Source organism: Pseudomonas sp. AGC41, from assembly GCF_057334555.1.
The window spans coordinates 75403-95316 of record NZ_JBHFJB010000163.1; the positions used below are offsets into that span (position 1 = coordinate 75403).

15 protein-coding genes are annotated in these 19914 nt (G+C 59.8%); 8 read left to right on the forward strand and 7 right to left on the reverse strand.

Going from position 1 to position 19914, the window contains the following annotated elements:
* Positions 1 to 33: 33 nt before the first annotated feature.
* Both ACE04F_RS28560 and ACE04F_RS28565 read right to left on the reverse strand, forming a co-directional pair.
* Positions 34 to 666, reverse strand: coding sequence for a TetR family transcriptional regulator (locus ACE04F_RS28560; protein WP_486111004.1), 633 nt, complete (start codon positions 664 to 666; stop codon positions 34 to 36).
* A gap of 156 nt (positions 667 to 822) precedes the next feature.
* The gene (locus ACE04F_RS28565; protein WP_486111006.1) at positions 823 to 1332 is read right to left on the reverse strand and encodes a hypothetical protein; all 510 of its coding nucleotides are present in this window, start codon (positions 1330 to 1332) and stop codon (positions 823 to 825) included.
* A gap of 386 nt (positions 1333 to 1718) precedes the next feature.
* Here ACE04F_RS28565 and ACE04F_RS28570 point away from each other — a divergent pair, with 386 nt between their 5' ends.
* Positions 1719 to 3785, forward strand: a complete 2067-nt coding sequence (locus ACE04F_RS28570) for an AsmA family protein (protein ID WP_486111008.1) — start codon at positions 1719 to 1721, stop codon at positions 3783 to 3785.
* Positions 3786 to 3800: 15 nt separating this feature from the next.
* Here the strand turns inward: ACE04F_RS28570 and ACE04F_RS28575 are convergent, their stop codons facing one another.
* From ACE04F_RS28575 to ACE04F_RS28585, 3 genes are all read right to left on the reverse strand, one after another.
* Positions 3801 to 4472, reverse strand: coding sequence for a hypothetical protein (locus ACE04F_RS28575; protein WP_486111010.1), 672 nt, complete (start codon positions 4470 to 4472; stop codon positions 3801 to 3803).
* Positions 4473 to 4549: 77 nt separating this feature from the next.
* Complete coding sequence (locus ACE04F_RS28580) at positions 4550 to 5323, reverse strand: hypothetical protein (RefSeq protein ID WP_486111012.1); 774 nt, start codon at positions 5321 to 5323, stop codon at positions 4550 to 4552.
* 203 nt (positions 5324 to 5526) lie between these two features.
* On the reverse strand, positions 5527 to 6435 hold the full coding sequence (locus tag ACE04F_RS28585) for a LysR substrate-binding domain-containing protein (protein WP_486111014.1): 909 nt from the start codon (positions 6433 to 6435) through the stop codon (positions 5527 to 5529).
* 128 nt (positions 6436 to 6563) lie between these two features.
* On the opposite strand from ACE04F_RS28585, the gene ACE04F_RS28590 reads away from it, so the two are divergent.
* From ACE04F_RS28590 to ACE04F_RS28605, 4 genes are all read left to right on the forward strand, one after another.
* Positions 6564 to 7202, forward strand: a complete 639-nt coding sequence (locus tag ACE04F_RS28590) for an FMN-dependent NADH-azoreductase (protein WP_486111016.1) — start codon at positions 6564 to 6566, stop codon at positions 7200 to 7202.
* Between the two features lie 132 nt (positions 7203 to 7334).
* A complete protein-coding gene (locus ACE04F_RS28595) occupies positions 7335 to 8225 on the forward strand; it encodes an alpha/beta fold hydrolase (protein WP_486111018.1) in 891 nt (296 codons plus the stop codon).
* Positions 8226 to 8427: 202 nt separating this feature from the next.
* Complete coding sequence (locus ACE04F_RS28600) at positions 8428 to 8724, forward strand: PsiF family protein (protein ID WP_305497125.1); 297 nt, start codon at positions 8428 to 8430, stop codon at positions 8722 to 8724.
* Positions 8725 to 8946: 222 nt separating this feature from the next.
* Positions 8947 to 9960, forward strand: a complete 1014-nt coding sequence (locus tag ACE04F_RS28605; RefSeq protein WP_305497122.1) for an AI-2E family transporter — start codon at positions 8947 to 8949, stop codon at positions 9958 to 9960.
* A gap of 102 nt (positions 9961 to 10062) precedes the next feature.
* Here ACE04F_RS28605 and ACE04F_RS28610 read toward each other — a convergent pair whose 3' ends face one another.
* The gene (locus ACE04F_RS28610; RefSeq protein WP_486111021.1) at positions 10063 to 11328 is read right to left on the reverse strand and encodes an Hsp70 family protein; all 1266 of its coding nucleotides are present in this window, start codon (positions 11326 to 11328) and stop codon (positions 10063 to 10065) included.
* Between the two features lie 292 nt (positions 11329 to 11620).
* Between ACE04F_RS28610 and ACE04F_RS28615 the strand changes: the two genes are divergently transcribed.
* The 3 genes from ACE04F_RS28615 (at position 11621) to ACE04F_RS28625 (ending at position 18115) form a co-directional block, all read left to right on the forward strand.
* On the forward strand, positions 11621 to 12559 hold the full coding sequence (locus ACE04F_RS28615) for a DnaJ C-terminal domain-containing protein (protein WP_486111023.1): 939 nt from the start codon (positions 11621 to 11623) through the stop codon (positions 12557 to 12559).
* Positions 12560 to 12680: 121 nt separating this feature from the next.
* Entirely contained in the window at positions 12681 to 12980 is a 300-nt protein-coding gene (locus tag ACE04F_RS28620; protein ID WP_486111025.1) for a chaperone modulator CbpM, read from the forward strand.
* Positions 12981 to 13084: 104 nt separating this feature from the next.
* Positions 13085 to 18115, forward strand: coding sequence for an NEL-type E3 ubiquitin ligase domain-containing protein (locus tag ACE04F_RS28625; protein ID WP_486111027.1), 5031 nt, complete (start codon positions 13085 to 13087; stop codon positions 18113 to 18115).
* Between the two features lie 54 nt (positions 18116 to 18169).
* On the opposite strand, the gene ureC is transcribed toward ACE04F_RS28625, so the two are convergent.
* Positions 18170 to 19870 carry an urease subunit alpha gene (ureC, locus tag ACE04F_RS28630; RefSeq protein WP_486111029.1) on the reverse strand — a complete coding sequence of 567 codons (1701 nt, stop codon included), beginning with the start codon at positions 19868 to 19870 and terminating at the stop codon, positions 18170 to 18172.
* Positions 19871 to 19914 lie beyond the last annotated feature (44 nt).

The window sequence follows — 19914 nt, forward strand, 5'->3', positions numbered from 1 at the left end:
CCCGCTCCCAAATGGAAGGTGGTGGGCAGGCGATTATTCGGTGCTACCCAACCCGTGCCAATGCTTGAGGCCGATGAAGATAAACCGCAGTTGCTGGGTGATCTTTGCCTGCGGGGTGAGATGTTCGGGAAGCGCTTTGGCGGGCGGGTCGATGATATCCGGGAGGGTGGCGAAGACACTCTTGACGACGAGGTCGGCCATCACACTCAGGCCCGCAAGGTCCAGATGCTGCAGCTTGGGCATCAGTGCCAGGTCAGCGGCCAGGTCCGAGCTGATGTCTTCGCGCAGTTTCGCAATGGCCTGGCGTACCGGCAGGGAGCCGCCGTACTGCTCGCGGGCCAGAAACAGAAACTGCGATCGGTTGGCATGCACTACGTCGAGGAAAATCCGCACCGATGCATCGATGATGCCGCCCATGACAAATTCGTTGTGGCGCACCAGCCGGATGGTTTCGCGAAACGTCTGCCCGACTTCGCTGACGAGCGCCAGGCCCAGCTGGTCCATGTCGTCGAAATGTCGATAGAACCCAGTGGGTACGATGCCGGCTTTCTTGGCAACTTCGCGCAGGCTCAGGCTGCCGAACCCTCTGCCGCACTCCATTAAATGGCGCGCCGCATCCATCAGGGCATTTCGGGTTTGTTGTTTCTGTTCGGCGCGGGGCAGCATCGCAGGACTGACTTCCGAGTCATGGGAGCGCCGCACTCTAGCAAATAGGCTTTGCCGTCGTCGAACGGTAGAGAGGCATCAGGCAGGAAAACGAAGGGCTTGAAAAGTCAAAAGCCCGATCCAGGGAATCGGGCTTTTTTGCCGGCCACCATGGGCTCAGCTCACTGCACGGTTGCGTTCGATGACGCGGTCACCACCGCCTTCGGCAAGGGTCTGGCCTTGTGGGGTGCGATCGGAACCGTCAGCCGCCAGGGTTTGACCTTGTGGAGTGCGATCGGAGCCGTCAGCCGCCAGGGTCTGGCCTTGTGGCGTGCGATCGGAACCGTCAGCAGCCAGGGTTTGACCTTGTGGCGTGCGATCGGAACCGTCGGCAGCCAGGGTTTGACCTTGTGGCGTGCGATCGGAGCCGTCGGCAGCCAGGGTTTGACCCTGTGGCGTGCGATCGGAGCCGTCAGCTGCCAGGGTCTGACCTTGTGGAGTCCGGTCCGAGCCACCTTCGACCAGGCCTTTTTCTTCCAGGCGGTCGCGGCCACCTTCGGCTACGGTCTGGCTATAGACAGAATGACTGTCCTTGACCTGTGGAGTGGCCTGTTCGGAAGCTGGCAAGGCGAAGGCGGTAGAGGCCAGCAGGGAAAGGGAAAGGCTCATCAGTAATTGGCGTTTCATGATCGTTGCTCCTCGGGAGGGCTGAAAAGTGGATACGAGGGCAATGCTACTCTCGATAAGTCGATATAAAAGTTCATAAACACAATGGTAATAATCAACGGAATTGATTGTTCTGCGGAAAGGCTCTAGATCGGGCCTTGCAGAGGGGCTGTTTTGCCCTGGAGTGGGTAGTTTGTACTCACTCGTGCCCCGCTAAAGTGCGGGCGCGGTAACAGGTAGCTGTCGAAGCGGTCAGCTTCCGGGGCATTTTTTCGTGCCGGTCGTCGCGGTTGGTGGTAAACCTGTCGGCCGTTTCGGCAGTCCAATCAATTATCGCAGTGGGCCAGCAGCGGTTCGCATACCTCAGGCATTGCGGGCTGTACGCCAATATCTCAGGAGCCTTGTGCATGACGCGCACCTCAAAAATCTTCGCCTGGGGCTTTGTCTGCCTTATAGCCCTGCTGGCCGCGCTCGTGCTGGTCATCGCCTTCTTCGATTGGAATCGCCTCAAGCCGACGCTCAACGCCAAGGTTTCCGAGGAGTTGCATCGTCCATTCGCAATCAATGGCAACCTGGCGGTGATCTGGCAGCGCGAACCGCAGGAAGGCGGCTGGCGCGCGTTTGTGCCATGGCCCCATGTGGTGGCGGAAGATCTGAGCCTGGGAAACCCGGACTGGTCGAAAGCCCCGCAAATGGTCACGCTCAAGCGCGTCGAGCTACGTATTTCGCCCTTGGCCCTATTGGCCCGGCGGGTGGCGATCCCGCGCATCGACCTGACCGAACCCAACGCCAGCCTGCAGCGCCTGGCTGACGGGCGCGCCAACTGGACCTTCCAGTTCGACCCGAAGGACCCGGACGCCGAACCGTCCAGCTGGTCGATCGATATCGGTGCCATCGGCTTTGACAAGGGGCATGTCACGCTGGATGACCAGACGCTCAAGACCAGGCTCGACGTGTTGATCGACCCGTTAGGCAAGCCCATTCCGTTCAGCGATATCGTTGGTGAAAAGACCGCGAAAAAAGCCCGGGAGCAGGGCGCGGCGCCGCAGGACTACGCCTTTGCTTTCAAGGTTGATGGGCAGTATCACGGACAGAACCTGAGCGGTTCCGGCAAGGTCGGTGGTTTGCTGGCCTTGCAGGATGCGTCGCAGCCCTTTCCCCTGCAGGCCCAGGCGAAGATTGCCGACACCCGCGTCGAACTGGCCGGCACCCTCACCGATCCGAAGAACCTTGGCGCCTTGGACCTGCGTCTGAAACTGGCCGGTAAAAGCCTGGCCAATCTTTATCCGTTGACCGGCGTGACGCTGCCGGATTCGCCGCCCTATGCCACCGATGGTCGCCTGATCGCCAAGCTCCACGAGCCGCAAGGGGCGCAGTTCCGCTACGAGGCGTTCAACGGCAAGATCGGCGAAAGCGATATTCATGGCGACCTGGCTTATGTTTCCAGCCAGCCGAGGCCGAAACTCACTGGCGCGCTGGTCTCCGATCAGCTGTTGTTCAGCGACTTGGCGCCGCTTATCGGCGCAGACTCAAACACGCAACAGAAGGCCCGTGGCGGCGCCAGCAAGCAACCCTCCGATAAAGTCTTGCCGGTGGAAGAATTCCGCACCGAGCGCTGGAGCGTAATGGATGCCGACGTGGAGTTCACCGGCAAGCGTATCGTCCATAGCGAGCAACTGCCCTTTACCGACCTTTACACGCATTTGCTGCTCCTCGATGGCCAACTGAGCCTGGACCCCCTGCGCTTTGGCGCAGCCGGTGGCCGTCTCGATGCGCAGATTCGCCTCAACGGTCGCGCCCAGCCCCTCGAAGGCCAGGCGAAACTCACCGCGCGAGGCTTCAAACTCAAGCAGCTTTTCCCGGGTTTCGAACCGATGAAAACCAGTTTCGGTGAACTCAACGGCGACGCCGATCTGGCCGGGCGAGGTAACTCGGTAGCGGCGTTGTTGGGCACCGCCAATGGCAACCTGAAGATGCTCATCAACGATGGCGCGATCAGTCGGGAGTTAATGGAGCTCGCAGGCTTGAATGTTGGTAACTATGTGGTGGGAAAAATCTTTGGCGACAAGGAAGTGAAGATCAACTGCGCGGCGGCTGATTTCGACATCAAGACCGGTCTGGCGACCACTCGCCTGTTCGTATTCGATACCGAGAACGCGATCATCTATATCGATGGCACGGCGAATATGGCCACGGAACAACTGGACCTGACCGTCACTCCGGAGTCCAAGGGCTGGCGATTGATTTCGCTGCGTTCGCCGCTGTACGTACGCGGCACCTTCGTCAAGCCCGCCGCCGGGGTCAAGGCCGTGCCGCTGATGTTGCGTGGGGCCGGGATGGTCGCGCTGGGTGTCATCGCCGCACCGGCAGCGGGGTTGCTTGCGTTGGTCGCGCCCAGCGGCGGCGAGCCGAACCAGTGTGCACCGTTGCTCGAACAGATGAAGGCTGGCAAGGCGCCGAAGACAGTCAGATAGCGGTGGCTCGAAGGGTCAAGCTGGTGTTTCTACAGCGAAGATATTGGTTTTGATTCGGCTACCCAATTTCTGAATTATCTTGTCGCGTACGGCTGCGTAATGATCCTCATGCAGCGATGTACGCCAATGGATAATCTGAAGGTTGCCAAGTATTTCTTCCTCGGGCAGTGCCTCGTCAAGAAAGCCGATAGCCACAGGCCTGGAGACATTCATTAATAAACTGATTGTGCTGATGAGCTTATGTTCATTGATAACCGTGACGACTGGACAAAGGGTTATGCGCGTCTGCGAGGTGTCCTCGTGTGTTTGTAATTGGATTCTATTCAGAAGCGCGCAAAGGGCGGCGGAATCTTCGGGTAGCTGCATGATAGAGGACAGCTGGTCTCGGATATTCTGAGTCGCCCGTGGTGTCAGGGGCGGATCTGCGAGTTGGAAGGATTCAAGGAGGCTGACGGATTGTTTTTTGATGTTTTTGTTGGAGAGGCTTTGAGTGCTCCAGTATAGGTTAATCAATGATTTGCTATAGGCTTTGAACCAGTCGCTGGCAGCGGAGCTGTAGCTGCCGGATGTCAGGTTTGCAAATAGGCAGGCGTGAAGAATATCCTCTTTGAATGACTCGGTATGGGCGCCGAGAAAGATGACTATGTTGCCATTAACTATATAGGTGTTTGACTGTTTGTAGTTCATGGGATTAGCTACCTGATTGCGTTCAGTTTCCCGGGTAGGGCGGCGCAATGTCGAATCCCTACCCAGGGTTCCATTAATTATTCAAAATCAGGCAGTTGGGCGAGGTAATTGTCCGCCGCTTGCCCCAATTTGTTAAGTACCGCCGCGCGGACCTGGCTATAAACGTCGACATTCAGGTAGATGGACTGGGCAGCAGTCTTGATTTGAGTGTTTTGGGTAGTGGATTTCCACCACAATATGCCGCGAGTGGATTCTGACACGTCCAAGGTGTTGCAATTGAGGACCATCACGGGACTCCCTTGGTTAGCCTGCCAGACCGGCGACATATCGAATTTGGCGTCGCGGCCGACGTTGGCTTTGTAATTATAAATATGGATGAGCCCATCGTTGCTCCTGAGGCCGTCCAACGCTTTCCCCATAAGCGTCGCCAGCACGGCAGCATTTTGCCCTACTAGTCCCGCCAGAACGTACATGGCAACAGCATCCATTGTCAGGCCGACCTTCTTGATAGTCTGCTCCTTGGTTTGAGAGGCTTGGGTAATCCATCCGAGCTTGTTCAGGCTTTCTAGGTAGTATTCATACCAGGCATGTGTTTCGGTGAGCGGATCGTAGCGTTTAGTGGCAGCGTTTTGTACCAATAGCTTGCAATTGTCGACGTCCTTACGGTTTTGTTCCGATACGCCGGCCAGGTAAATGTTGATCATTTCAGGGCCGACAGTCCCTCCTGCCTTGTCTTCGTTCAAGGCTGTGTAAGTTTTAGCTGAGTTAATGATCGGAGCAGCTCTGGTGCTGGCGCTAGTTGGAAGGGCTGGCAGCGAGTCGATGAACTCAAGGCGTTGTTCGATATGCATGTTGGATAATCCTTTATGTTATTTTTTTGCAGTTGTTCTGCGGTTTGCAATATAAATAACATTGCGGATTTTAATCCACTTGTCGTTTGTAACTTTGATCGTCGCCGGGTTGTCAGATTGAACTAAAGGCCGTGTTGCTTACTGTCGCGACACGGCGTGTTATTAGTGGTTCTCGTTTTGAATGGCCTGGTCCTGGAAAAGTTTTAGCGGATTCTCCAGCGCGTGCCGGACAGGCGCGCCTCTTCCTCTACCCATCGAAAAAATGCTCGCACCGGTGGATGCCGTTCACGGCCAGGGACGCAAAGCGCGCTGTAGCCTGCGCCACTGACCTGGATCTGCGGGCGATAGCTCACCAGCAGGCCGCTGGCAACGCTTTCGGAAGCGAGGACATTGCTCGCCAGTACCAGCCCCTGCCCGGCAATGGCCGCCTGAAGAGCGTAGTGTTCTTCGTCGTATTCACGCATGCACGGTTGCAAGGTCATCCAGGTTTCTCCGGCTTGGGCACACCAGGCGTCCCAGCCGTGGGCGTACAGCTTGGCGTTGTGCCAACGCACGCTGATCAGCGTTGGCGGCTGCCGGGTGGCCAGCGTGACCTGTTCCGGCGAGCCATATACGCCGAAGCTCTCGTCGAACAGGCACAGCCCGTACAAATTGGAATAGGTACCCAGGCTATAACGCACCACCAGGTCGACGCTGGCGTCCTGGTGCAGGTCGATGACTTCGCAATGGGTGTCCAGCCGGACCTTGATGTTGGGATGACGCGCATAAAACCGACCCAGGCGCGGCACCAGCCAAAGCGCGGCGAACGCCGCGGTGGTGGAAATCGTCAGGTGCGCAGTGCTGCGTTGCGGGCGCAGGGTATCGACGCTCTGCGCCACTTCCAGCAAAGCACCGTGCAGGCTGTGGAACAAGCGTTGGCCACCTTCGGTAAGCCGCACCTGGCGAGGCAGGCGCTCAAAGAGTTGCACACCCAGCCAGGTTTCCAGTGAGCGGATCTGATGGGAGATCGCCGTAGGCGTTACCGACAGCTCAGTCGCCGCAGCCTTGAAACTGAGCAATCGAGCAGCGGATTCGAAGGCACGCAATGCATTGAGTGGCAGGGCAGCAAACATCTGGAATCTCCAATGGATGAGAACAGCTCATCCCGGTCAACTAACGCTCATTTGAGCTGATGCAGGCTTCGGCTTCAGTCTAAAAGCCATGCGTGGTTCCCAGTGTAGTCACAGTCCAGGAGTTTCAGATGAGCAGTATTCTTGTCGTACATGGCAGCCCTCGCGGCGAGCGTTCCCATTCCCGGCGTTTGACGGAGGCTTTCATAGCGGCTTGGCAGGCCGCCAATCCAGATACCCAACCGACTCGCCGCGAGGTCGGCCGGAGCGTTATTCCTCCGGTCAACGAAGCCTTCATCGCTGCGGCATTTTACCCCGAGCCCCAGGCGCGGCCGTTGACCATGCAGGCCGACCTGGCCTTGAGCGATGCGTTGGTGGCGGAGCTGCAGGCCCATGACCGGCTGGTGATTTCCGCGCCCATGCATAACTTCAGCGTGCCCAGCGGCGTGAAGGCCTGGATCGACCAGATCGTGCGCATTGGCGTGACGTTCAACCACAGTCTGGATAACGGCGTCTCGCAATATGAGCCGTTGATGCTGGGCAAGAGGGCCTTGATCGTGACCAGCCGTGGCGATTTCGGCTTCGGTCCCGGAGGCTCGCTGGAATCCATGAACCACGCCGATACGCTGCTGCGCACGGTCCTGGGATTTATCGGCATCAGCGATGTAACGGTAGTAGCCGCTGAAGGGGAGGAGTCGGCCGAGCACAGTTTCGCGCGGTCTTATGCCGAGGCTGAGCAGCGTTTGCTGGAACTGGCGCGGACGTTCTGAGCGGGGCTCGATCGGTTCCACGGGAGCTGGCGCGCTCATGTGATTCACGGCGCGGGCTGAACGGGCAGGTGTGTCATAGACTGGTCATCATCGGTACCGATGCTGACCACCTCTGATCACAAGGACGTCGCCATGTCGCAACGCTGCGCCACTCGCTACCCGCTGGTGCTGGTCCCGGGCATGCTTGGGTTCATTCGCCTGGTGCTGTATCCGTATTGGTATGGCATCGTCGAGGCGTTGCGCCGGGGTGGAGCCGTGGTGGTCGCGGTGAAGGTCTCGCCATTGCATTCTTCCGAGGTTCGCGGCGAGCAGTTACTGGCGCGGATCGAGGAGATTCTGAGGGAAACTGGAGCGCAAAAAGTCAACCTGATCGGCCACAGCCAGGGCGCCCTCACTGCCCGCTACGCGGCGGCCCTGCGCCCGGATCTGGTGGCCTCGGTCACTTCGGTGGCCGGCACCAACCATGGGTCCGAACTGGCCGATTACCTGCAAAGCCATTATCCGGCCGAAAGTGCCAAAGGGCGGTTGCTCAGCGCTTTGCTGCGGCTGATCAACGCGCTGATGAGCCTATTCGATACCGGCTATCTCGGCCCGAAATTGCCGGTGGACATCCGCGCGTCCCATGCCTCGCTGACGACCGCCGGAGTGGCGTTGTTCAACGAGCGTTATCCACAAGGCCTGCCGCAAACGTGGGGCGGGCACGGGCCGGAAGAGGTCGGTGGCGTGCGTTATTACTCCTGGTCCGGGACGCTGCAGCCGGGCAAGACCGACAAGGGCCGCAACCTGTTCGACGGCACCAATCGCAGTTGCCGGCTGTTCGCGCGCACCTTCGTGCGCGAAGCCGGGCAATGCGACGGCATGGTCGGGCGCTACAGCTCGCACCTGGGCACGGTGATTCGTGATGATTATCCACTGGATCATTTCGACATCGTCAATCAGTCGCTCGGGCTGGTGGGCAGGGGGGCGGAACCGATCCGGTTGTTTGTCGAGCATGCGCAGCGGTTGAAGGATGCCGGGGTTTAGCTCATCAGATGGACCGCGTTATCGTTCTTCGCGAGCAGGCTCGCTCCCACAGTGGATGCAGCGCTGGGGTCAATTGTGCGAGCGAGCCTGCTCGCGAAAGCGGTAGATCAAGCAATGGAGATCTGGCGATGAAGGTGTAACAGGCTTTGGCTACACTGCACTTCATCGCCGTCCTCCTCGGGCGGCAACCAGGAGAAACACCATGAAAATGCTGCGTGTCCCTTTGTTGATGATCGGCCTGCTGCTGTGTTCCCAAGGTTTTGCCGCCACCGCCCAACAGACCAAAATGACCACCTGCAATGCCGACGCTACCGCCAAGGCCCTCAAGGGCGACGAACGCAAGGCTTTCATGAGCAACTGCCTGAAGGCCACTCCGGCCGCCGCTGAACCCAGCACCCCGCAAGAACGCATGAAGACCTGCAACGCCACGGCGACGACCCAGGCCTTGAAGGGCGATGCGCGCAAGGCGTTCATGAGTGATTGCCTGAAGAAAAAGTAAGCGTTGAATTCGAGAAGGCTTCATCGCGAGCAGGCTCGCTCCCACACTGGATCAGCCAACGCCAATCTGATGTGGGAGCGAGCCTGCTCGCGAAGAGGCCGGTGCAAGAAACAAAAAAACGCCTGAACCAAGACCCAGGTCGGCCGATACAATCCCTAGTGCTGCCAGCGGAACGCTGGCAGACTGCCGATCCTTTCATGTGGTTTTTTGTCCTGGGGCTGTATGCCAACGTTTTCTCAGCGTCATGTGTTGTTGGTGATCAGTTGGGTGATCATTTTTGGTGGGCTGTTGCTGGTGTTGCCGCTGCGCCTGTTGCCGAGCCTCCTGGCCGGGTTGCTGGTGTTCGAGCTGGTCAACATGCTCACCCCGCAACTGCAACGACTGATCGAAGGCCGGCGTGCCCGCTGGCTGGCAGTAGCGTTGTTGGGCACGCTGGTGGTCAGCGTGCTGAGCCTGATTTTCGCCGGGGCGTTCAGTTTCCTGCTGCACGAGGCGGAAAACCCGGGCGCCTCCCTGGATAAATTCATGGGCGTGGTCGACCGCGCCCGTGGGCAACTGCCGCCGTTCATCGACGCCTACCTGCCGGCCAGCGCCGCCGAGTTCCGGGTGGCAATCGGCGACTGGGTGAGCAAGCATCTGAGTGACCTGCAACTGGTGGGCAAGGATGCGGCCCATATGTTCGTGACGTTGCTGATCGGCATGGTGCTGGGCGCCATCATCGCCTTGCAGCGCATCCCCGACCTGACCAAGCGCAAGCCCCTGGCCGCCGCGCTGTTTGATCGCCTGAACCTGTTGGTGAAGGCGTTTCGCAACATCGTTTTCGCCCAGATCAAGATTTCCCTGCTTAACACCTTCTTCACCGGGATTTTCCTGGCGGTGGTGCTGCCGCTGTTCGGCATTCAATTGCCGTTGACCAAGACCCTGATCGTGATGACGTTCCTGCTGGGGCTGTTGCCGGTGATCGGCAACCTTATGTCGAACACCCTGATCACCATCGTCGCCCTGTCGCTGTCGATCTGGGTGGCCGTGGCGGCGCTGGGTTACCTGATCGTGATCCACAAGCTCGAATACTTCCTCAACGCCCGCATCGTCGGCGGGCAAATCAGCGCCAAGTCGTGGGAACTGCTCATGGCGATGCTGGTGTTCGAAGCCGCGTTCGGCCTGCCGGGGGTGGTGGCGGGGCCGATCTACTATGCGTATCTCAAGAGCGAGTTGAAGCAGGTGGGGATGGTGTAGAGGAGCAGCTTCAAGTTTCAAGCTTCAAGCTGCAAGTAAAAGCCAGCGCGTCGCCTGACTGCTCTTACTTGCCGCTTGCAGCTTGAGGCTCACAGCTGCTTTTTACCCATACCGCTTCATCGCTTCGATCGCCAACCCGCTGCCGATACTGCCGAAGATATTGCCTTCCACATGCCGCGCCTGGGGCAGCATTGCCGCGACGCTGTTGCGCAGCGCCGGAATACCGCTGGAGCCGCCGGTGAAGAACACCGTGTCGACTTGATCGACCCGCACGTTGGCATCGTTGAGCAGTTGCGTGACGCTGCCACGTACCCGATCCAGCAGGCCGTCGATCGCCGATTCGAACAACGCTCGGCTCAGGTCCACGCTCAGGCCCGGCTCGATCCGGTCCAGGGCCACGTGGCGCTGGTCGGCGTGGGTCAGCTGAATCTTGGTTTCCTCCACTTCCATTGCCAGCCAATGCCCGGCGCGCTGTTCGATCAGCTTGAACAGCCGGTCGATGCCGCCGGTGTCTTCGATGTCGTAGCGCATGCTGCCCAGGGCCAGGGTGGACTTCTGCGAATACACCGCGTTGATGGTGTGCCAGGTCGCCAGGTTCATGTGGTGGCTGGTAGGCATGTAGGCGCCGCTTTTCATTCGGCTGCCGTAGCCGAACAGCGGCATCAGGCCTTGCAGGCTGAGCTGCTTGTCGAAGTCGGTGCCGCCGATGTGCACGCCGCCGGTGGCAAGAATGTCGGCGTGGCGGTTGTCGTGCATGCGGCGCTCGGGAGACAGGCGCACCAGGGAAAAGTCCGAGGTACCGCCGCCGATGTCGACGATCAGCACCAGCTCTTCTTTTTCGATCGTCGATTCATAATCGAACGCCGCCGCAATGGGTTCGTACTGGAAGGAGACGTCCTTGAAACCGATGGCCCGCGCCACGTCCACCAACGTGTTCTCGGCTTCCTGGTCAGCCAGCTCATCGTCGTCGACAAAAAACACCGGGCGCCCCAGCACTACTTCTTCGAATTCCCGTCCGGCGGTGGCTTCGGCACGCTTTTTCAACTGGCCGATGAACAACCCCAGCAGATCCTTGAACGGCATCGCCGTGCCGAGCACGCTGGTGTCGTGCTTGATCAGCTTGGAGCCCAGCAGGCTCTTGAGCGAGCGCATCAACCGACCTTCGTAGCCTTCGAGGTATTCGTGCAGGGCCAGGCGACCGTAGACCGGGCGACGTTCCTCAAGATTGAAAAAGACCACCGAGGGCAAGGTGATCTTGTCGTCCTCCAGCGCGATCAACGTTTCCATGCCGGGGCGCAGCCAGCCGACGGTGGAGTTGGACGTGCCGAAGTCGATACCGCAGGCACGGGCCTGGGATGGGTTTTTCATGTCTTTCAGTTCCGGTCGTAAAAACGGCCGCGCAGTGTATGCCAGTGCGACGCGGATTCGAAGGCCGGTTGTCCACTAATTCGCGAACCCCGGCCTTGAAAGAGCGCGTCGGACCCCCAAACTTGCTGGCATGGGTCTGGTAGCACAGGGCGGTACAAGAACCGCAGCCGGCTGCCGATAAACTTCTGATGCACCGTCCGGTCACAATCTTGAGGCCGGTCAACCCGCTGTCCGGTCATCCGGGCAGGCCGTGCGTGGCGGTGCGACATCGATAACGGATGGTGATGCTTAGATGGATTTCAAAGACTATTACAAGATCCTGGGTGTGGAGCCGACGGCCGACGACGCCACGATCAAGGCCGCCTATCGCAAACTGGCGCGCAAATACCACCCGGATGTGAGCAAAGAGAAAGACGCCGAGACCAGGTTCAAGGACGTTTCCGAGGCGTATGAAGCGCTGAAAAGTGCGGACAAACGCGCCGAATACGATGACTTGCGCCGCTATGGCCAGCACGGCCAGCCGTTCCAGGGACCGCCGGGGTGGCAGAGCCGGGGTGGTTTTGGCGGGCAGGACACTGGCGATTTCTCGGATTTCTTCAGTTCGATCTTTGGCAATCGCGGGCCGGGTTTCGGTGGCGGACAATCGGGTCGCAGCGCCGGCCGTCGGGGGCAAGACGTGGAAATGGAATTACCGATCTTCCTGGAAGAGACCCTGTCGAACGAATCGAAGAAGGTCAGCTTCCAAGTGCCGCAGTACAACGCCGCGGGCCAGCACGTGAGCAATACCAGCAAAAGCCTGAACGTGAAGATTCCGCTGGGGGTAACCGACGGCGAGCGCATCCGCCTCAAGGGTCAGGGCGCGCCCGGCATCGGTGGCGGCGCCAATGGTGACTTGTACCTGACCATTCGTTTCGCCCCGCACCCCAAGTTCGATGTCGAAGGCCAGGACCTGATCATCACTTTGCCCCTGGCGCCATGGGAACTGGCGTTGGGCACCGAGGTGGCAGTGCCGACCCTCACCGGCAAGATCAACCTCAAGGTCCCGGCCGGCAGCCAGAACGGCCAGCGCATGCGCGCCAAGGGCCACGGCTTGCGCAACAAGGCCGGCGAGCGCGGTTACCTGTTCGTGCAGCTCAAGGCTGTAATGCCCAAGGCCAGCGACGAGTCGGTCAAGGCGCTGTGGGCAGAGCTGGCGAAGAAAGCCGCGTTCGATCCACGGGAGAATTTCTGACTTCAGAGGCGTGACCGGCTGCGGAGGAAACCCCTGGCGAGGTAGCAGCTTCTTCGCCACGGGCTGGACTTATCAACATCACGGCTAGACTGGACAGTTAAAGCATTGGGAGAAGCAGACCATGAACAACCCGATCATTGAACTGGACCTTGTGGAATTCTGCGAGGCCGCCGCGTTGGCTGATGTCCATGTCATCGAAATCGTCGAGCATGGCATCCTCGAACCCCATGGCACGGCTCCGACCGACTGGCGCTTCACGGACTACGAACTGGTCCTGGCCCGGCGTGCGGCCAAGCTGCGGCGCGAGTTGGAACTGGAGTGGGAAGGTGTTGCCCTGGCGATGGATCTGTTGGAGGAAGTGCAGCAATTGCGCGCCGAAAACAGTCGGCTACGACAGCAATTGGGACGTTGGGTGGGATAACGGCATCGCCACTGCCACATTGTCGGCAACGCTATAAATAACTACCGCATTCATCGGCGGGGCAATGGTTAGGCTTGGATCCCCCACATCAAGGACGATCCACCATGCCAGAACTTCTACCGGGCCTCGCCGAGGCCGATCTGAACGAACACCCCCAAGCCCGTCCCCTGCATTACGATTTGCTCAAAAGCCGCATTCCCGCCTGGTACAACGGTGCCATTGCGCACCGTCAGCAGGAGCTTGACGATCACCAATTGCACCTGCCGGATTGGTACCTTGAGGCATCCCACCAGACCAAGGCCAGTCTCAAGGCCAGCCATGTTCGATACCGTGAAACCCTGAACCAGGTCGACAGTGTCCTGGGCAATATCCAGGATATCCGCGCCTTTGCCAAACCGCTGCTCATCGATGCCATCCAGCAACGGTTCAAGCTTGAAGTGGATGTGGAGCAGACATACTTCGCTCGTCAATACGGGCTCAAGAAACGGACCGACCTGGGCTGGGAGTTGCTTCATCGCCTGACCGGTGAGGCCTGGGATACAACTGAGTATCGAGGAACCTCGCTGCTGGAGACCGCGCTGGCCAACTTCGGCCCCGACGAAGTGTATCCGCTCGACTGCGATGACTGTCATCTAGTCACCACTACGTCGCCGTCCGCCAACGGTGCGCTTACTCCTACGCTGGCGTCCATCCGCGCGGGCGCGTTGCCGATCGCTCCCCATGTCTTCGCGCGAATATGCCGCCATGTGGATTTCGGACGGCGCTATCAGGAGCATATTGGTGAAATTCTTCGACCGACGGACAAGCGCGCGCGTGACCGGCTGGATAGCCAATTGCGCGAGCATCATAGGCAATCGTTGGCGCTAAGCACCGAGCTGGCGTGGTCCAAAAAGGATATAGGCCACGACACCTATCAGATGTTGCAACGGGTGATCCGTGATCAACCGGCGGTTGAACTCGATGGCCGGGCCGTCACTTTCGATTTGTTGAACGTCCTGGGCGTCAGCTTGGTCGGCCCGCTGCTGATCGGGCCGGATCGTAAAAGCTCGAATTACTTGCAGAGAGTGGTGGCCTACATTCCAGGCGATCCCGAATACCCCCTCAAGGAATACGCGTCCAGTGCCCTGTTCATGGCGGATCTGCGGCGTCGCCTGCACGGCATTGCCTATCGTCGTTTCTTCAGTCGCTTCGTGCCGCTGAATCAGCAGGGGCATTTTTTCAAGGCATTCGATCGTCTCTATCAACCCTCGCCCAAGCCCGATGAGCAAGCCGACTATCCACTCAAGCCTGCACTGAGCGATCTTCCCATGACAGCGTCGTCCGTCAGCGGCAGCCTCTGGGAGGCGTTGCGTCGCGAGCAGCTCGATAAAATCGAGCAGGACGCACGGGTGGTGGCGGTGCCCACGGCCGATGCAGACAAGGCCGCTCGCCTGGAGCGTGTGGAAAGCTGGACGCATACGGTCGTCGATGTGCTTAATCAACTGGCGCTCGTGGTTCCGGTGCTGGGGCCGCTGATGCTGTTTGTCGGAGCCGCACAAATGTGCGACGAGGCGTTCGAGGGGATCGAGGCGTTCGAGCAGGGGGAGCGCAAGGAAATGTGGGCGCATTTTTCCAGCGTGGCGCTGAACGCGGCGTTCATGGCCGGTGGCGCCAAGTTGATACCGAAAATCGAGCCCTCCGACCTCGTTGATCAGATGCGGCCGGTCAAGCGGGCCAACGGCGAATCGCGACTCTGGCGCCCAGACCTCAAACCGTACGAGAGCCGCCTGGAACTACCCGCCGGGTCGGTCCCCGACGCGCAGGGCCTGCACCGCATTGCAGGCAAGACGTTGCTGCCCATAGAGGGCAAGCTCTACGAGGTGCAACAAGACTCGGCAACGGAACGCTATCGCATTGCCCATCCTTCCAGGCCGGATGCCTACCAGCCGGATCTGACCCACAACGGCAGCGGTGGCTGGAACCATCAGTTGGAATCTCCGCAACGCTGGCAAGGGGCAACTTTGATGCGAAGGCTCGGTCACCGCGTCGAGCCATTCAGTGATGCTGAGCTGGAACGGATCCGTATCGCCACTGGCACCGAAGAGGACACCCTGCGACGGATGCACGTCGAGGGCGAGCCGACGCCGGTCCTGCTCAACGATACGATCAATCGCTTCATCGCTTCCCGGCGAGTGGATGAGTTCATCCGGCGGTTGAACAGTGCCGATCCGCTGGATTACGCCAACATCGACCCTTTGACACCGGTGCATCTGCTTACCCGGCATGGGGAGTGGCCGCAATCGCTGCGCTTGAAAGTGGTGAATGAGGCCGGTGAGACTCGCTGGCAGTTTCCTGATTCGCAACAAGCAGGGGAGGCCCGGCGCGACGTGGTCATTTCCGAAACGAAGCTGTTGTCGTCCTCGTGGGCCGAGAATCTGGTCGCGGCCGCGGATGCAAGCGGAGTCGATTTGCTGGAAGGTTCCGGATCATGGCTGACGACTACGCAAAAGGCGGCGCGAACCCTGAGGCTCAGGGAAAAGCTCGCCCAGATCGCGGAGCGACGAAGGTTGCAATTGATCGGCGATCAACACGCACTGCTGGACGCATCGAGCGATCCACGGGTGGTGTTGATCAAGTCCCGTTATCCTTCGGTGCCAGCCGCGGCGATCGAGCGGTTGATGGCTTACGCCAGCCCGATGGAAATCGAGCAGATGAGCGGCTGGGATTTCTCCGATGCGTTCCAGATCAAGCGCATTCCGCTGCGCATCGCCGAAGAGCTGCGCCATCTACAGCGCAACGTACGTCTGAACCGGGCCTATGAAGGGCTGTTCAACGATACGCTGGCCACGCCAGACACACCTCGACTGGCGCTGGCCACGTTACAGGCGTTGCCCGGCTGGAGCGATACAGTGAGGATCGAGCTGCGCGAAAATTTCGCCTCTGGCACGCTGATCGACAGCATCGGGCCGCCGGAATCCACGCAGGTCAAGATCGTTGCCAGGCATGAGGGACGTTATAAAGCATTCGATACCCAAGGTAATGAGCTGAGCAGTTGGACCGACCTGTATGACGCCTTGCAACATGCATTGCCTGATGACGAGCGCGCGGCGATGGGGCGCCCTGCGTCCCATCAGGGCGAGGACCTGCGGCAAGCGATCAGCGCCAGCGCCGTGGACCGCAGCACACTGGCGTCACGCTTGAAGATGCAACCGGTCCGGCCATTCTTCAAATCGCCCATGCGCGTGGCCGCAGGCAAGGTGGGCTATCCGTTGAGTGGCTTGGGCAAATTGTTCGGGCGGTCGCGATCGGAACCTGCCCACCTGCGGCGGATCGAGGCGCTGTACCCTAGCTTTACGGAGTCGGAGACAAGGCGCTTTCTGCTTTCGTTGGGGAACAATGCCCCTGCTGAGCTCAACCGCCTGGAAACCGAGCTGCAGACGCTCAATTCGGATCTTGATCGCTGGGTTGCGCGCAGCCAATTGCGTGCCGCGGGGCCTGACTTTGTTGTATCAGTGCCTCTTGAAACCCGGCAGGTTGTGGCCGGGGAAATCAGGCGATGCTGGAGGCGTCAGACCAACGTCGTCACCACGGCAGATGGCGTCCGGGCAGGGTATGAACTCAATCTGGGGAGTTTTCGTCTCGGGACGTTGCCCGACTTGTCGGCCGACTTCAGTCATGTGGCGTCATTGAGGCTGAACAACACAGCGATTACTCAAGATGTCGCCGAGGCTTTCCTGAGCCGGTTTTCATCCCTGCGTTGGCTAGACCTGTCGGGCAACAGGTTTACCGAGCTGCCTGCCGCATTAGGGTCCATGAATAACCTGACCAAACTGTACCTGCGGCGTAACCAGATCAGACTTACACCGCAAACGATCGACATCCTCGCCAGTCGATCCCGCCTGAAGGTTCTCGACCTGTCGCACAACCCTGTGGGGCAGTTGCCTGACTTTACCGGCCTGCCTGAATTGCGAGCTGTTTTTCTTTCACATACTGGCATCAGTAGTTGGCCCTCCGGGTTACGTGACCAACCTCTGGATGTGCTGGACTTGCGTGCCAATCAGCTGACGCAAGTGCCGGAAGCGTTGGTCGATCCGACGGCCTATCATGGCCGGGCGATGGCGCGTATCAACGGCCGCACCTTGCTCCAGGGCAATCCATTGAGCGAGCAGACACAGGTGCGTCTGCGCGATTATTGGGCGAGCATCGAGTCGCAGCACGCCGATTGGCAGATTTTTCGCTTCGTCGGCGCGTTCATGCCCGAGGCGGCGCGTCCCATAAGAGCCGCGTCAGTCGAGCGTTGGCTGGAAGGTGTGCCCGAGGAGCAACTTGCCGGCAGAAAAGCGCTATGGCAGGGCCTGATGAATGAACCGCAATCCCATGAGTTCTTTCAATTACTCGATCGTCTGGAACAATCATACCGGGGGGAAGAGGCGTACCCCGATCTCCGGGAGCGCGTCTGGCAAATGCTGGAGGCAATCCACGGTTCCACCGAACTGCGTGAGGAGCTGTTCAGCCTGGCGGGCGAACCCACTTGTGTAGACCGGGCGGCGTTATCGTTCAGCTATCTGGAAATCAGGCTGATGATCCATAACGCCCGGATGATGGCCGCTGGGGAAGATGAGGCCTTTGCCTTGCTCAAGTTGGCCAAGGGATTGTTTCGCGTGGATGAAGTGGAACGCATTGCTTATGAATATATCCAGCAGCGTTATCGTCGAGGGGACGTCATAGTCGATGAGGTCGAAGTTCGCTTGGCCTATCGCGTGGGGCTGACGGACCGACTGGAGCTGCCAGGTCAGCCGAAACGCGGGCATTTTCTCTCACTGGGTGACGTCACGCAGGACATGCTTGATGCGGCTGCGGTGCGGGTCGAGGCCCTGAAGGACTCGACCGAGGAACGGCAGTCGATCCTGGGACGCGATTTCTGGGTCGATCATATCAAGCGCCGTTACCCGCAGCGCTTCGAGGCGTTGAACGACGCTCTGATTGACAGCCAGCTTGAGCTGGATGAGGCGAAGGCGAACGGGACGTTGGACGAGTCAACCCATGCCAGTCGATCCGAAGCCCTGGGCTTGCAGCAAAGGATCAAGGAGGCGGAACTGGTCCAGTCCTTGACGCAGGACGAGCTGGACCCAGAGGTAGAAAGCACCGATCTTTAGCGCGCAAGCGAGCGCGGCCCTGAATTTTCGGGGCCGGGCTCGCCGGGCGACGGGTCAGAACAGGAAATACCGCTGCGCCATCGGCAGCACATCCGCCGGTTCACACCACAACAGCACGCCATCGGCCTTGACCTGATAGGTTTGCGGGTCGACGTCGATGCTCGGCAGGTAGTCGTTGTGGATGAGGTCGGTCTTCTGCACATCGCGACAGCCTTTAACGACGGCGATCCGTTTCTTCAAGCCTAATTGCTCCGGCAGGCCCGCCTCGGCGGCGGCCTGGCTGATGAAGGTCAGGCTGGTGGCGTGGCGTGAACCGCCGTAGCTGGCGAACATCGGCCGGTAATGCACCGGTTGCGGCGTCGGAATCGAGGCGTTGGCGTCGCCCATCAGGCTGGCGGCAATCGCGCCGCCCTTGAGGATCAAAGTCGGTTTGACGCCGAAAAACGCCGGGCGCCATAACACCAGGTCGGCCCATTTGCCCACTTCGATAGAGCCCACCTCATGGCTGATGCCGTGGGTGATCGCCGGGTTGATGGTGTACTTGGCGATGTAGCGCTTGATGCGGAAATTGTCATTACCGGCGCCATCGCCGGACAGGGCGCCGCGCTGCTTTTTCATCTTGTCGGCGGTTTGCCAGGTGCGCGTGATGACCTCGCCGACGCGGCCCATGGCCTGGCTGTCGGAGCTGATCATAGAGAACGCGCCGAGGTCATGGAGAATGTCTTCGGCAGCGATGGTTTCACGGCGGATGCGGCTTTCAGCGAAGGCCACGTCTTCGGCGATGCTCGGATCCAGGTGGTGGCAGACCATCAGCATGTCAAGGTGCTCATCGATGGTGTTGCGGGTGAACGGCCGGGTCGGGTTGGTGGAGCTGGGCAACACGTTAGGAAAACCGCAGGCCTTGATGATGTCCGGCGCATGACCGCCACCGGCGCCTTCGGTGTGGTAGGTGTGGATGGTGCGACCCTTGAACGCCGCCAGGGTGGTTTCGACGAAGCCGGATTCGTTTAGGGTGTCGGTGTGGATCGCCACCTGCACGTCGTACTGGTCGGCCACGCTCAGGCAGTTGTCGATGGCCGCCGGGGTGGTGCCCCAGTCTTCATGCAGCTTCAGGCCGATGGCCCCGGCCTTGACTTGCTCGATCAGCGGCTCCGGCAGACTGGCGTTGCCCTTGCCGGTGAAACCGATGTTCATCGGGAACGCGTCGGCGGCCTGGAGCATGCGCGCCAGGTGCCACGGCCCGGAAGTGCAGGTGGTGGCGTTGGTCCCGGTAGCCGGGCCCGTGCCGCCGCCGATCATGGTGGTGACACCGCTCATCAGCGCTTCTTCGATCTGCTGCGGGCAGATGAAGTGGATGTGGGTGTCGATGCCGCCAGCGGTGAGGATCATGCCTTCGCCGGCAATCACTTCGGTGCTGGCGCCGATGGCGATGGTCACGTCGGGCTGGATGTCCGGGTTGCCAGCCTTGCCGATCGCCGCGATGCGCCCGTCCTTGAGGCCGACATCGGCCTTGACGATGCCCCAGTGATCGATGATCAGTGCGTTGGTGATCAACGTGTCGACCACTTCGGCGGCCAGCAGTTGGCTCTGGCCCATGCCATCGCGGATCACCTTGCCGCCGCCGAACTTCACTTCTTCGCCGTAGGTGGTGAAGTCTTTTTCCACTTCGATCCACAGCTCGGTATCGGCCAGGCGAACCTTGTCGCCGACGGTGGGGCCGAACATGTCGGCGTAGGCTTGTCTCGAAATCTTCATGTGCTCGCCTTGAGGTTCTTAAGTCGTATGCAGTCCATTGTGGC

Bases quoted from the DNA above. Each gene is read 5' to 3' on its own strand.
- ACE04F_RS28590 (WP_486111016.1), top strand. From the start codon at position 6,564: ATGAGCAGTATTCTTGTCGTACATGGCAGCCCTCGCGGCGAGCGTTCC.
- ACE04F_RS28615 (WP_486111023.1), top strand. From the start codon at position 11,621: ATGGATTTCAAAGACTATTACAAGATCCTGGGTGTGGAGCCGACGGCC.
- ACE04F_RS28625 (WP_486111027.1), top strand. From the start codon at position 13,085: ATGCCAGAACTTCTACCGGGCCTCGCCGAGGCCGATCTGAACGAACAC.
- ACE04F_RS28600 (WP_305497125.1), top strand. From the start codon at position 8,428: ATGAAAATGCTGCGTGTCCCTTTGTTGATGATCGGCCTGCTGCTGTGT.
- ACE04F_RS28580 (WP_486111012.1), bottom strand. From the start codon at position 5,323: ATGCATATCGAACAACGCCTTGAGTTCATCGACTCGCTGCCAGCCCTT.
- ACE04F_RS28620 (WP_486111025.1), top strand. From the start codon at position 12,681: ATGAACAACCCGATCATTGAACTGGACCTTGTGGAATTCTGCGAGGCC.
- ACE04F_RS28605 (WP_305497122.1), top strand. From the start codon at position 8,947: ATGCCAACGTTTTCTCAGCGTCATGTGTTGTTGGTGATCAGTTGGGTG.
- ACE04F_RS28575 (WP_486111010.1), bottom strand. From the start codon at position 4,472: ATGAACTACAAACAGTCAAACACCTATATAGTTAATGGCAACATAGTC.
- ureC (WP_486111029.1), bottom strand. From the start codon at position 19,870: ATGAAGATTTCGAGACAAGCCTACGCCGACATGTTCGGCCCCACCGTC.
- ACE04F_RS28560 (WP_486111004.1), bottom strand. From the start codon at position 666: ATGCTGCCCCGCGCCGAACAGAAACAACAAACCCGAAATGCCCTGATG.
- ACE04F_RS28595 (WP_486111018.1), top strand. From the start codon at position 7,335: ATGTCGCAACGCTGCGCCACTCGCTACCCGCTGGTGCTGGTCCCGGGC.
- ACE04F_RS28610 (WP_486111021.1), bottom strand. From the start codon at position 11,328: ATGAAAAACCCATCCCAGGCCCGTGCCTGCGGTATCGACTTCGGCACG.
- ACE04F_RS28565 (WP_486111006.1), bottom strand. From the start codon at position 1,332: ATGAAACGCCAATTACTGATGAGCCTTTCCCTTTCCCTGCTGGCCTCT.
- ACE04F_RS28585 (WP_486111014.1), bottom strand. From the start codon at position 6,435: ATGTTTGCTGCCCTGCCACTCAATGCATTGCGTGCCTTCGAATCCGCT.
- ACE04F_RS28570 (WP_486111008.1), top strand. From the start codon at position 1,719: ATGACGCGCACCTCAAAAATCTTCGCCTGGGGCTTTGTCTGCCTTATA.